Source organism: Paenibacillus psychroresistens, from assembly GCF_009728935.1.
Lineage (GTDB): Bacteria > Bacillota > Bacilli > Paenibacillales > NBRC-103111 > Paenibacillus_AC > Paenibacillus_AC psychroresistens.
In genome coordinates this window covers 2254333-2267542 of sequence record NZ_CP034235.1, presented here as the reverse complement: position 1 = coordinate 2267542, position 13210 = coordinate 2254333, and the positions used below count along the sequence as shown (strand labels likewise).

Here is a 13210-nt window from a genome sequence, read left to right as displayed (position 1 = left end):
TAGTGAAATCTCCCTTCATTTTCAGTCACAGTTTAACAATGGGTTACCCCTTCAGGGCACCGCCAGTCACTTGCTTAAAGAATTGTTTTTGTACAAGCAGGAACAAAGCTACGAGCGGAAGTGTCGACAACAAACACAAGGCGAATACCGGCCCCCACTCTGTTGAATATTGCCCTCTGAAGCTAAAAATCAATGAAATCAAGGTCTGTTTGGTATCCCCCCGTAGAAAAATAAGTGGGTACTGGAAGTCATTCCAGATCGGGAATATTGTTGTTACAACAACCGTTCCTGTTGCAGGCAGCAATAGTGGGAATATGATGCGCCAGAACATGTTAAACCGATTGCAGCCATCGATTTTTCCTGCTTCTTCAAGCTCCCGTGGTATCGTCTTCGTAAACCCAACATAAATGAAAGCGGCAAAAGGAATATTGATTGCTGTATATAACAGAACGAGCATCGTTCTTGTATTAGATAAACCAAGTGCTATCCCCATCTTAAATAGAGGTACCATGCTAACCTGTACAGGGATGATCATGCCGCTCAGCAACACCATCAGCATAATGCCAAACAGCTTGCCTCCACCACGTGAAATTGCATAACCCGCCATGGACGATACGGCAATTAATAACAGGATGCTTATGCCGGTTATATAAACTGTGTTGCCTAGCGATTGGAAGAAAGAAGCCTGTTTCAGCACTTTAGCAAAATTGTCGAAGTACGTAAAATCAGGAACATTCAGAAAATCAAACACCTTGCGGTCTGTTTTGAAGCTCGTCACAATAAGCAGGACAAAGGGAAAAAACACCAGTAAGCCAAAGAACATTACAATCAGCTCAATCAGCCAAAGTCTCCATTTTTTCGTACCTACAGCCATTAGTACTCCACCTCTCTTTTTCTGGAGAAATATAGAAGGATGGATGTCAGCGCAATAATAACTACCATAAAGGCAACTGAAGCTGCCGTCGCATAACCCATCTGACGGTCAACGAAAGCGAATTTATAGACTTTAAGCGCCATGGTTGAGGTAGCATCACCAGGCCCACCATTCGTCATGACATAAGGAATATCAAAGTAACGCATTCCACCTACAAGGAGCAGGAAATTGATTATTCCGAAGGAAGGCATTAGCAAAGGCAAAGTAATATGCCAGAGTCTACGCCAAGCGGAAGCTCCATCGATTTTGGCTGCTTCATAAAGGTCTTCCGGAATAGATTGCAAGCCTGCCAGGTAGATAACGGCCCCGAATCCAGCTGTCTGCCACTCATTCATAAAAATAATTGTATTTAAAGCTATCTTTCGGCTGCCCAGCCAATCATGAATGAGTCCATCAATGCCCATCGTATGCAGCAGTGTATTGAATACACCGTCATATTGCAGAATCAAACCCCAAATGACCGAAATGACCATTAGACTCATGAGCTGCGGCAAATAGTACATTGTCCTTAGAAAACCACGGGTTTTTAACGGGAGATTCAAGGCTAGTGCCAAAAGCAAAAAAAGCGGATTTCCGATAATCATTGTGATGAGGGCGAAGAAAATATTGTTTTTAGCGGATTGGATAAACGATTCGTCTTCAATCAGGTAATGGAAATTCTTCAAACCAATATAGATGGGTTTACTCATTCCATCCCATTCCGTAAGTGAATAACCGACCGTTCTAAAAAGCGGATAATAAACAAATACCAAGAAGATTAGCATGGCTGGGAGAACGAACATTAGATACCCCAGTAAATTCTTTTGAGACGGTTTCAAACGTTTCACTGCATTTCACCCCATTTGGAAATGGTATCGGCTGCCACTAAGGGCAGCCGGTACTTGGAACATTTCGTATTCTAATTATTTAAAGGAAACCGTTGATTTATCTTTCTCGTATAGCTTGTCTGCTTGATCCAGATCTTTAGGATCAAATTTCTTATCGGCAATGGTTTTAATAACTGTGTCAATCAACTTATTCAATACAGATGGAGGCAATTTAAGCTGGAATTGTGGAGCTGTTGGCAATGTGGAAAGTGCAGTAACAATATCCTGCATACCAGGGAATGTATAGTCAGCGGTTACACCTTTAATACCTGGAAGCGAGTTTTTGTCTTTCAAGTAAACAGGCAAAATGTCTTTATCCATTAGAATAGCTACATAGTCTTTAGCTTCTTGAATGTGCTTGGACTTAGCATTGACGGATAAAGATACATCAACACCCGAGATCAATGTGGATTTGCCATTCTCATCGAATAATGGGAAGAAGCCAACATCTACTTGTGGAGTCTTTTTGCCTACATCAGCCAAGAACCAAGGTCCGAATACGACCATCGCTGCTTTTCCATCCGCAAACATTTGTTGCTCTTGATCATAATTGATCGATAATGCGTTTGCGTTAAAGTAACCTTTTTGCGCCAATTGCTCAATTTTCCCGAAAGCGTTATTCACTTCAGGTGAATTCACTTTTGCTACGCCGTCGTAAAGATCCTTCTCGAAATTAGGATGAGTTCCGTAAGTGGAGTTTTCAATGATCGGCAATGTAAGTGCCCATGCTGTCCAGTTGTCTTTAAAGCCGCCAGTGATTGGCGTGATTCCCTTAGCTTTGATTGCTTCGCAAACGGCTAGGAACTCGTCCCATGTTTTTGGAGCTGCAAGGCCAAGATCAGCGAAAATCTTCTTGTTGTAGAGCACGCCGAACGTTGCTGTATTCAAACCAGCTCCATATAGCTTGCCTTCAAATGAATTCGCATCTGTTAATGTAGTAAGCATGTTAGGTGCATAGGGCTGATCAGATAAATCAGCTATGTAGCCGCCTTTAGCAAGTACGGTAGGACTTTGATTAAAAAGCACATCTGCGCCTTGACCAGCTGCAAGATCGGTATTCAGGATTTCTGTCAATTTAGCGCCTGGCACTACTTTATACTCTAATTTTGCATTTGGATATTTTTCTTTGAATTTCTTCTCAGCTGCTTCGATGTAAGGCTTAGATTCTGTTTCTGTCCAATAATAAACGCTTAATGTGAACGGGTCGCTTCCTGGAGCAGCCGTCGCTTCCGGTGCTGCTGTTGCTACTGCAGTTGCAGCTGGCGCTAATGAGGAAGCGCTCTCAGTTTCAGCCTTTTTGGTTCCGCAAGCAGTCAACATACTCATAGCAAGTAGAACTGAAGCTGTCAATAATGTTGCTTTTTTCATTTTCATTTAAATCTTCCTCTCTAGGATAGTTTACGACAATTCCCCACTTATAAATGTTTGCATCAAACATTCTGGATAAAGAATGTTATTTGATGTTTTTAGAATACTATACTTTATTTTAAATGTAAACAAATTAATTATATGTACTTTAGTATTCTTTACTAAAACATATAAACAAAAAAAACGTTTATTTATCCTAAGACAAACAAACGTTTTAATGATTGTGTATGTCTGGGTGTCTTATCTAATTAATCTTGGGTATATTCCTTGGTACTGTCACGAATAATCAGCTTAGGAACGACAGTGTCAACAACTGTTTCTGCTGCATTATATGGCTTCCAGTTAAACAGCAGCATCTCTGCTGCCCTTGTACCAAACAGGTATGTGTTATGGTCAATCGTTGTAAGTCCAGGATCAATGTGCTCGCCAAACATTTCATTATCATATCCGATTACACTTAAATCATTGGGTATGCTTAACGATCTTTCACGGGCTGCATTAATGACACCTAAAGCCTTGTAATCGCCTACTGCGAATATCGCCGTTGGTGGCTCCGACAATGACATCAGGGCTTCAAAGCCTTCTGCACCCATGCTTTCATCTTCGTACATTTTATCCACTACACTAACTAATTCAGGATCAAAGTCGATATGATATAAGGACAAAGCCAGCTTGTATCCTTGGAGCCGTAAAGAAAACTCATGATTTAAATGGAGCTGCGAGGTTCCAGTGAGAATTATCCCAATGCGCCGATGTCCGAGTGATAAGAGATGCTGTGTAGCCAGATAACCCCCTGTTAGGTTATCTTCAATTACATATGGAATTTGCAGATGAGGATAGCTAAACTGAACGGTAACCATCTTGCGTTCTTCCTTTTTCCACTGCTGCAATGCTTCCACATAGTCCATTCTTGCCGTAGGAACGTCTGTAATCAGCACATAACCTGCATCTTCCTCATCTGGCAGTTCAAATTTCGGGCCCAGATCGAGAATACGAAATTCCACATCATTTTCTTCGCATATGGCTTGAATGCCTGATAGCAAATTGCGATAGAAGTCTAAAGTGAACATGCGCATTTTGACCCCTGGATGGGCAAAATAAATCCGTTTAAGCTGCGGTAAAGGCTTAATTATTTTGCTGCTGCGCTCAATGCCTGACTTTTGATCTTTGACAAAAGTACCTTTACTGCGGATTCGATAGATTAAATCTTCAAGCACCAATTCACTCAGTGCCCTGCGGGATGTCATTTCACTGGTATTATACAATCGAGCCAGATCGGACTGATTTGGTATAGAATCGTGTGGCTTGAGCTCACCACTAAGTATCTTTTGTTTATAATCATTCACAATTTGTTGGTACATATATATCTTATGATCTTGTTCCATATCTCCACCTCTGCTTTAGTATACTTTAGTTCGTTTATATTTTCAAGATACCTTTTAAATCTGGAGATCTATTTTGATTCCATAAACTTCATAGTTCATAACAAAGATTTGTTTAAAGAAATTTAACTTGTATGTATTACCTAACTTCTCTTGCTGGCGGAAAAATGAACAGGTCTATTTCCATGTTGATCCTCATTAAGTTCAGGACAGACGAATGATTGCATTCGATCTGCCCTTTCCTTGTATATTTCAAGGACTTTGTTTCAATCTTAATCTTAAATATATAATGAGGTGCAATTGACGAAGTAAAAAATACTAAGTAAACAAGATATCCGTGTAGCTATAGAAGGATCCTGGGGTTTTGGTTTTAGATGCTGCTATAGCTAGAATATAAACTTCAAGCTTTTCACTTGTCTGCTTAATGGCTTCAATCTCCAGCTTATGAGTTCCCTCTTCTAGAACGAATTCTACAGATTTACTGCTTACTGCTCGATGATAGGCTGGCATGAATTCCGTTTGATGCTCATCTTCAAATAATAATTTACCGTTTAAGCTGAGCTTTACCGGTGCAGCGGTTGCCGCAATTAACAAAACCGTTCGTGTACTTGGATTGAATAGATTGGATGACGCGTAATAAGTTCCAACCTGCTGTGTATTTAGCAGCTCGCTAAAATTAATCGCATTCCCAGGAAGATCTATTTCCACTGCTGATTCTTGGTCAGGACCTCGCAATGACCAGCGTGCAGCTGTTACTAATATGAAATGTACGGTCTCCTTATGCCATATCTGATCATCATGGTACCGAGCAATATGCAAAGATAATTCGTTGGAAGCTGAAGTTGTTTCATTTGTTTGCACTTCAACATTCCATTCCAAGCTTGCTTCACATTCAAGTGTAAAATCCCTTTCGTCTATTTCAGTCCATCCGTTAGGTAAAGTTAACTTCAGCTTACCTTCCCATAATTCTTTGGAATGATTAGTTAAGATAAATTTAACTTGTTTATTCGCACCACTTCCAATTACAGGTCCATCAACACCATAATCAATCAGCAGCTCAAGTCCGCTATTATCAAAGGTTCCTTGGGGGAGTAAGAAGCGATCCCTGCGTACATTGCGATCTAAATCTGCTTTTCCATCTGCTTGAATTTCATCAACCCATTGAATTAAGTCACCAAAGTAAGAGGGTTGATCTTCAACTATGTCAATTGGGGTATCCCAAACCGCCAAAACCTCTCTGCCCATTCGCATTGTTCTTCTTGTAAGCTCATCCAAATCCTGCGGTGCAGGAAAACCCTTAATAGGCGGACTTACTACTACTCGATCCCCTACTGGCTTTACCCAACGCTCTGGCAAGCTTTCCGGTCCGCCAATAATCCCAAGAATAGCAGCCAAAGTTGCAGCCGTGCAATCTGTATCGTAGCCGCAGTTTACTGCCTTTAATATCGAATCTTCAAAATCATTTCCATACAACCAACCAAGAATAGTAAAGGCAATATTCTGCGGAGCATCGGTAAAATTAGGATGACCGTGGTGCAATAAGATTAACTCACGCGCTTCCAACCATGTTTTGTCAGCTTGATGCCATTTAAGTAAATCCTGCAAAGCAATGGCTGTACGGCATTCCTTAGGGATAAAGGCTAAGCCAATTTGAATTAATTGGTCGCGATCGCTAATTACAAAGGCAGCACTCTCAATGGCAGCGAAGAAAACTTCACCGTACACACCTTCACCTGCGGCATGATCAACAATGGCATCTTCATAAGCATAATATGCGGCAACATGTGGAGCACCTGGAGCTACCATTGCCCAAATTTCGGAGCGAATCGGTGAGCCCATACAGTTATTGAAGGGGTTATTAAACCAACCAGATATAGGAGCCTGCAAGCCTCTTCTTAAATTAGTTAACGCATAGCCGTACTCATCAAACGGAAAGAATACATGCTCTAACCATTCCTGTCCCAGCTCCTTAGCAGTTAGCCTTGCTCCATATTGTTCTAGAGCGTGCAGCCAAACCAGCTGTAAATCCAGATCGTCATTTTCCAATGGCCCATCTGGCAGAATAGGATAAAACTTTAAATCTAGCAATTCCATCTTTCCCTCTACAGGTGCACCTAATGTACCGCCTATATTCTTGCCAAGCCAGCCACCGTATACTTTTCTGTAATATTCCGCTGCATTTAATTTCATTCTTCCCATTTACTGATCCCAACTTCCCATAAAATTTGATATAATCATTTTGAATCGATTCAAATATATCAACAGTTTCAGCGAGATAACATGCACGTGATTATCATTTTACAATCCAAAATCTTAATTGTGTTTAGGAGCTTCCAATGAGTTATTTCTCAATGTCCCGCTTAACGCATATTGATGTCAAATGGGTAAACGTTCATAAAGGAAACGCTGAGTTTCTTCATGTTTCCCATGCAAATCCTTACTTTGAATTAATTATTGTCACGGAAGGTCCGATTTATCTCCAAGTAGAACAAGAAAAGCTTACTCTACAATCTGGAGAATGCTATCTATTAGCACCTTGGGAATTTCATTCCGGATGGAAAGAAATTAGAGACACAGCGGGCTTCTACTGGATTCAATTTGCAGCGGATCCTATGCTGCGCCTGGTTGAGGAAACAATGTTCCCGGCTCAAGCTTTGCAATGGAGCCGCTTTACGGATAAAGATCTTCGTACAGGAAATGATGCATTGATTGATTATTTACTGCTGCCCAGAAAATCGACACCTGTTTTTTTATATGCGTTATTGGGATTTGCAGAAAAACTGCATGACGAAATGGCCAATCCCAGAGGATACAGCCGATATCGGGCAAATATTAATTTAATGCAAATCACTGAGCTGTTAGCTGAAAGCTTATTAGCCCAGAACCACATGGACTCTTCCGTTCCTGCGTCTTATTTAACCTACCGAAAAACCGTGAACTATATAGAAGAATATTATAGCCATGAGCTGTCAAGAGATAGAATGGAAACCAGTTTAGGTAAAACCTATGAATATATTTGCCAGGTTTTCAAGAAGCATTCGAGTATGAGTATTACAGCCTACATGCATCAACTACGCATTCAGCGGGCCAAATATTTATTTGATAACACCCATCGAACCATAACTGAGATTGCTTTGGAAGTAGGCTATCAGGATGCGTTTTACTTTACACGAATCTTTAAAAAGTACGAAGGGGTACCACCTACTCATTATCGTTTAAAAACCTAGCCTGTATCATCCTTGTCATTCACCATAAATAAACGCCCCCCGTAATTATGAAAAATAATTACGGGGGTTCTTGTTAATAATAGGTAATGATTTATTAAGGGCGGGGTGATGATTGCATGAACCACTTAAAAATTAAAAAACAACCACCAACGGAAGCAGAAAGCCATGCAGTTGAGTTGAACCCTGGAGCTATCGATCTGAAAATTGCGCAGATTCAAGCCTATTTATCCTATACTGAAGACTTAATGATTCAAAAGCTCGTAGTTAACAATCAATCGTGCGCGTTATTATATTTAGAAGCCCTTGTAAAAACAGATTTAATTCAATCCAGTGTTTTAAAGCCTTTGCTGGAATCAAACTCAAGTGACATTGAACAGATCCTGAACTCAATCGAAGTCAAGAAATCATCCGATATTCTTCAAATAGGAACATCTTTACTCAATGGATTTTGCATAAGTGTACTAGAAAATGATTCAGCCGCGATCATGATGCCAGTCGCAGAATTGTATAACCGTTCTATCCAAGAACCCAAAGAAGAACAAATCATTAAGGGCTCACATGACGGCTTCATAGAAAGCTTAAGCGTTAATCTCAATTTAATCCGCAATCGAATCAAAAGTCCCAAATTGAAGGTGAAATACTTTACACTAGGTAGTGTCACGAAAACGAAAGTAGCTATGATGCATATGGACAACATAGCCGATACCAATATAATTGAAGAATGCGAGAAAAGATTATCAGCTATCGATCTTGATTATTTGTATTCCGTTGGCAACATTGAAGAGATGATCGAAGAGCACCCGTTATCTCCTTTTCCGCAAACGATTCAGACCGAAAGGCCGGATCGGGCAGTTTCTTATTTAATGGAAGGAAAAATCGTTATCATTGTTGACGGCAGCCCTTGTGTTTTGGTCCTTCCGATCACTTTTTTCTCATTTTTTCAATCCCCGGATGATTACAACGGTAGATGGATTACGGGATCATTTTATCGGATTATCCGTTATATTAGCTTTATGCTTGCCATTAGTTTGCCAGCGATCTATATTGCTATCGTATCATACCACTCCGAAGTACTTCCTGTAGGCATTCTTTATTCCGTTACGGTTTCTTTAACATATGTTCCATTACCACCTATCTTAGAAGCGATTGTCATGCTTATCATTCTTGAATTGCTGAAAGAGGCTGCAATTCGGTTACCTTCACCCATAGCTCAAACGATTGGTATTGTTGGGGGATTAGTCATAGGCACCGCTGTAGTGGAAGCCCATCTGGTTTCTCATACTATGATTGTCGTTATTGGATTGACGGCGATTGCATCTTTCGTAAGTCCGTTAAGTGAGTTCGGAACAAGCTTGAGGATTTTAGGATTTCCTTCGATGCTAGCTGCTTCTTTGTTTGGCTTATTCGGAATCTCCATCATTATGATGGCCATCTGCATTCATTTATGCAAGATTGAGACACTAGGTGTACCTTATTTCGCGCCTTTTGGCCCTTTTAATGGTAAAAAAGGTCAAATTGATATTTTTTTTAGACTTCCTATTTGGAAGACCTCTAAAGACTCGAAGACTAAGAAACCCGGTTTCCATATACAGTCATTTCTCAGGAGGTGGAAGCGCTCTTGAATAATACGATAACCAGATCCCAATTGTTTTTTTTGATAATCAAAACGCAGATTGGAATAGGCCTTTTATCCTTGCCTTCGGAAATTCATAGGATTGCTAAAAGGGATGCCTGGATCTCGGTACTCCTGGCTGGGGTCGTTATTCAGCTTTTGCTTTTCGTTTACTGGCAGTTGCTTAAAAAATTTCCAAATCACACCTTAAGTGAAATTACGGTCCGAATATTTGGATCATATATAGGTAAAGCTTTAAACCTCATTTATTATGTTTTTTATATTCTCATAGCGGGTTATGCGAGTACACTCTATGTCCACTTGATTCATACATGGATGCTCCCCAATACGCCAAGTTGGGTTCTACTTCTGCTCATCATAGGGATTGTTGTCTATTTGGCTATTGAAAATTTGCGTGTAATTGCAAGATTTTTTGTATTAGCTTCATTACTATTCGGTTTTTTGATCCTGATCAGTTTTTTAAACTTTACTAATGAAATGCACTTTTCTAACATTTTGCCGGTAGGTCAATCAGGTGCTATGCAAATTTTCAAAGGAAGTCAAAGAACCTTTTTTTCCATGCTCGGTTTTGAGGTGATCTTCTATTTCTTCGCCCAAGTTCAAAACAATCCCAAAGGTTTGTTTCGTGTAATCTCCTTAGCTAATTGCTTTGTTACACTATTTTATACTTATTTTGTATTTATTTGCCTGGTCGGATTTAGTCCCAAGGCGTTAGAACAAGTGAATGAACCCGTTTTGTTTATTCTCAAAGGGTTAACTTATCAATTGTTTGATCGTTTGGATCTGCTATTTTTGACAATTTGGATTATTCCAATGACCTTGACCATCGTTTCTTATCTATGCATAGCCGGAAAAAGTCTAAGTAGAAACCAAAGCTCTTATCGAAGGTTAGTATGGATCAGTGGGGTGTTTGTCTATTTATTAGCGTGGTATTTATCCGCCTTAGAAAATATAGATATTTTTAGTAAATTATTGGAGTATGGATACTTTATTATGATTGCAGCGTTGCCAATATTGTTATGGTTGGTGTCCTTCCTGCTAAAAAATACTGAAAAGGTTGGGTCAGCTTGAGAAAAAAAATATTTCTTGCAGTCATTATTGGATTACTTTCAGTAGTCCTATCAGGGTGTTGGGACATTCATTATTTAATCAATAAAAAGATGATAAACGGGATCAGCCTGGATGCTGCTAAAGATAATCAAATCACTGCAACAGTTAGAGCTATCAATTTGGAGAGTAAAGGTGGAGGACAATTCGATGTGAAGGATGAATTGATTCAAGCAACCGGGGATTCCGTTTTCAATATTGGTAATAAAATTGATAGTATGCTTCCAGGCACCCTTGAACCAAGCAAGGCCCATGTTGTGATCATCGGGGAGGAGCTGGCGAAGCGAGGCATTATGTCCCCTTTGGAGTTTATTTACCGCAGTCCTAAAGGGTATCTGAAATCAAATGTTCTAATAAGTACAGGATTAGCTTCTGAAGTTATATCAATTGAAAAATTAGCAAAGAGTCCTGTCGCTTTTGACATTAAGCAAATGGTTGTTGGAGCAGAGGGCAAGACGATTGTTCCGAAGCAAACTTTGTATTCTTTATGGAGTCAAATTTCTGACCCGGATGCAGATCTGGTGCTGCCCATGATTCGGATAGTTAGGAATAAAACTTTAATCATTGACCGTGTTGGATTATTTAATGGAGATAAATTTACCGGAGTGACCTTGTCCCGTGATGACAGTATCCTATTAATGCTTCTAAAAAACAAGCTAAACAGACATGCATTCATGGATATACCTATCAGTCAAAGCCCTGAACAGGACAAATCTAAAGAGATAAAAACGAATTTGATTACATTTGAAGCAAGGAAATCAAAGAGATCATTCAAGGTGTTTGTTGATAAAAATACGCAAAAAATCGAGTGCTTCATTAAGGTTGATCTTTATGGTGAGCTTAGAAGTTACTCAAGCAATCTGGGTACTAAAATCGATCGCGAGCAGCTGAATCAGGAATTATCTGCTTCGTTAAACAAACAAGCAGCAGGAGTCGCAAACAGTTTGCTGGAAGCGAATTGCGATGCTCTCGGAATCGGCAGAAAACTAAGAGTAAACCACTCAGAGCTGTGGAAAAACATCGACTGGGAGAATAAGTACAAGGATGTGAAGTTGAAGCCAACCATTCAAGTCCATATCATAAGTACAGGCCTAATCAACTGAGTCTGATCATATTTAATCCAAAACTCCTCCTCTCCTCATTAATAGTCACTTTATACGCTAACTCAGCTTCATGAGAAAAACTCTTTTTCCAGCAGTATACACAACGTGTGATAAAGGGGAAGATGTCGTTCTTGAATATCAGGTGTTTTCCTCCATGGAACGCGTATCGTTACATCACATATTTCTGCCAATCTCCCGCCGCCCTCACCAGTCAAGCCGATCGTTGTTACGCCCATTGCTTTTGCCACTTGCATAGCCCGGATAACATTATGGGAATTACCTGATGTACTAATCCCGAGCAAGGTGTCACCTGCTTTGGCGTAGCCAAAAACTTGTTGGGCAAAGACCATATCTGCTGCTACATCGTTTGCGTATGCAGTCATCAGCGCGGAATGACTGACTAAGGAAATGGCTGGTAAAGCCCCTTGTAAATGGTCTGCCAGATAGGCTCCATCTTCTGGAAAGAGCGAGTGAAATAAACTTCGTTGTTCTTCAGAGAGTGGTCTTCTGGTCATGAAGCCTTTCATTAATTCACCAACGATATGCTCACTATCGGAGGCACTGCCGCCATTTCCGCAGACGAGCAGTTTCCCGCCTGTCCGGAAGGTCTCAGATAACTTACGAAACACCTTTTCAAAATCCTCACTGCAAACGGATAAGTCCGGGTACTTATTTAAAAGCTCACTCATAACCATTTGGTAGCTTTCTGTTGAGAGCAATATATTCTCCCCCTTCGTTCAATTATTAAATAGCCAAGATTTCCTGTGGTGAAGCCGTACCTGTGGTACCCATTTTCTTAATTACAATCGAAGCAGCTAGATGAGCAAATGCTGTTGCCTCTGGTCCATCGCTTCCTGCCCCTAATGCACAAAGCAACGCAGCGGCAAAGCCATCTCCAGCACCAACAATATCAATTGGCGGCTCAACTACTCGAGTTGGGATAAGTATGCATGTTTCGGAATCGATCCATAGAGCGCCATCCGAACCTAGGGTAACGCAACACGTACCGTTTACCTCTTGAGACAGCTCCTTAGCCACCTCGGCCCATTGTTCTATTGTTCGTTCTGCACCGTCATACTCGGATTCTATCCACCTAACGGCTTCAATCTCATTCGGTTTGACAATTACATTGCGAAACAACCCGATTCGATCTCTACTATCAACGACAATTATTTTCCCCTTATCCGCCCAGTAGGAAAGCCTCTCACGAATGATATTGCCAACCACGCCAATCGTTAACTGATCTGTCACTGCAATAATATCGCAAATTAATGCCATGTCATCCAGCTTTTGTGCAAGCTTAACGGCAATGGTTTTATGAAGCTCCTGAAAATTATGAAACAAACCTCCTGTTGGCATAGCTCAAGAAGAAACTCCGTTTCAGCAATTGTTGATGCAGCTTGAACCACAATCGATTTATTTATATTGTGCTGATGCAGCATTAGGGCTAATTGATTAGGCAAATATTCTTGGTGCAGAATGCCTGCATCAGTCGTAAGCCATCCACGCCGCGGCTAAGCTGCCAATAATGCTGATGGGCATCGATTCTCATATTTAATCCTCATCTCTATTTAAGCTTATTGATCAAGA

General features: G+C 40.5%; 11 protein-coding genes. 4 read left to right on the top strand and 7 right to left on the bottom strand.

Annotation, left to right across the window (positions count from 1 at the left end):
- Positions 1-43: 43 nt before the first annotated feature.
- The 5 genes from EHS13_RS10090 to EHS13_RS10070 form a co-directional block, all read right to left on the bottom strand.
- Positions 44-874 carry a carbohydrate ABC transporter permease gene (locus EHS13_RS10090; RefSeq protein ID WP_155700217.1) on the bottom strand — a complete coding sequence of 277 codons (831 nt, stop codon included), beginning with the start codon at positions 872-874 and terminating at the stop codon, positions 44-46.
- Entirely contained in the window at positions 874-1761 is an 888-nt protein-coding gene (locus EHS13_RS10085) for a carbohydrate ABC transporter permease (RefSeq protein WP_155700216.1), read from the bottom strand. The genes EHS13_RS10090 and EHS13_RS10085 overlap by 1 nt, the downstream gene beginning before the upstream one ends.
- Positions 1762-1836: 75 nt before the next feature.
- The gene (locus tag EHS13_RS10080; RefSeq protein WP_155700215.1) at positions 1837-3174 is read right to left on the bottom strand and encodes an ABC transporter substrate-binding protein; all 1338 of its coding nucleotides are present in this window, start codon (positions 3172-3174) and stop codon (positions 1837-1839) included.
- A gap of 242 nt (positions 3175-3416) precedes the next feature.
- Positions 3417-4553: a GntR family transcriptional regulator gene (locus EHS13_RS10075; protein ID WP_155700214.1), complete on the bottom strand. Its 1137-nt coding sequence runs from the start codon at positions 4551-4553 to the stop codon at positions 3417-3419.
- A 315-nt stretch (positions 4554-4868) separates the two neighbouring features.
- Positions 4869-6749 carry an ADP-ribosylglycohydrolase family protein gene (locus EHS13_RS10070; protein WP_155700213.1) on the bottom strand — a complete coding sequence of 627 codons (1881 nt, stop codon included), beginning with the start codon at positions 6747-6749 and terminating at the stop codon, positions 4869-4871.
- Between the two features lie 137 nt (positions 6750-6886).
- On the opposite strand from EHS13_RS10070, the gene EHS13_RS10065 reads away from it, so the two are divergent.
- From EHS13_RS10065 to EHS13_RS10050, 4 genes are all read left to right on the top strand, one after another.
- A complete protein-coding gene (locus tag EHS13_RS10065; protein WP_155700212.1) occupies positions 6887-7777 on the top strand; it encodes an AraC family transcriptional regulator in 891 nt (296 codons plus the stop codon).
- 116 nt (positions 7778-7893) lie between these two features.
- Positions 7894-9399 (top strand): spore germination protein, encoded by a 1506-nt coding sequence (locus EHS13_RS10060; RefSeq protein WP_155700211.1) that lies wholly within the window; start codon positions 7894-7896, stop codon positions 9397-9399.
- Entirely contained in the window at positions 9396-10481 is a 1086-nt protein-coding gene (locus EHS13_RS10055; protein WP_162463048.1) for a GerAB/ArcD/ProY family transporter, read from the top strand. The genes EHS13_RS10060 and EHS13_RS10055 overlap by 4 nt, the downstream gene beginning before the upstream one ends.
- Positions 10478-11620 (top strand): Ger(x)C family spore germination protein, encoded by a 1143-nt coding sequence (locus EHS13_RS10050; RefSeq protein ID WP_155700209.1) that lies wholly within the window; start codon positions 10478-10480, stop codon positions 11618-11620. Before EHS13_RS10055 ends, EHS13_RS10050 begins: the two co-directional genes overlap by 4 nt.
- A gap of 68 nt (positions 11621-11688) precedes the next feature.
- On the opposite strand, the gene EHS13_RS10045 is transcribed toward EHS13_RS10050, so the two are convergent.
- Positions 11689-12339, bottom strand: a complete 651-nt coding sequence (locus EHS13_RS10045; RefSeq protein ID WP_227013877.1) for a D-sedoheptulose-7-phosphate isomerase — start codon at positions 12337-12339, stop codon at positions 11689-11691.
- A gap of 25 nt (positions 12340-12364) precedes the next feature.
- On the bottom strand, positions 12365-12964 hold the full coding sequence (locus EHS13_RS10040; RefSeq protein ID WP_162463047.1) for a PfkB family carbohydrate kinase: 600 nt from the start codon (positions 12962-12964) through the stop codon (positions 12365-12367).
- Between the last annotated feature and the right edge of the window lie 246 nt (positions 12965-13210).

What these genes read in the sequence shown, in the direction of transcription:
- EHS13_RS10075 (WP_155700214.1), bottom strand. Translation starts at nt 4,553, where the DNA reads ATGGAACAAGATCATAAGATATATATGTACCAACAAATTGTGAATGAT.
- EHS13_RS10090 (WP_155700217.1), bottom strand. Translation starts at nt 874, where the DNA reads ATGGCTGTAGGTACGAAAAAATGGAGACTTTGGCTGATTGAGCTGATT.
- EHS13_RS10065 (WP_155700212.1), top strand. Translation starts at nt 6,887, where the DNA reads ATGAGTTATTTCTCAATGTCCCGCTTAACGCATATTGATGTCAAATGG.
- EHS13_RS10070 (WP_155700213.1), bottom strand. Translation starts at nt 6,749, where the DNA reads ATGGGAAGAATGAAATTAAATGCAGCGGAATATTACAGAAAAGTATAC.
- EHS13_RS10060 (WP_155700211.1), top strand. Translation starts at nt 7,894, where the DNA reads ATGAACCACTTAAAAATTAAAAAACAACCACCAACGGAAGCAGAAAGC.
- EHS13_RS10080 (WP_155700215.1), bottom strand. Translation starts at nt 3,174, where the DNA reads ATGAAAATGAAAAAAGCAACATTATTGACAGCTTCAGTTCTACTTGCT.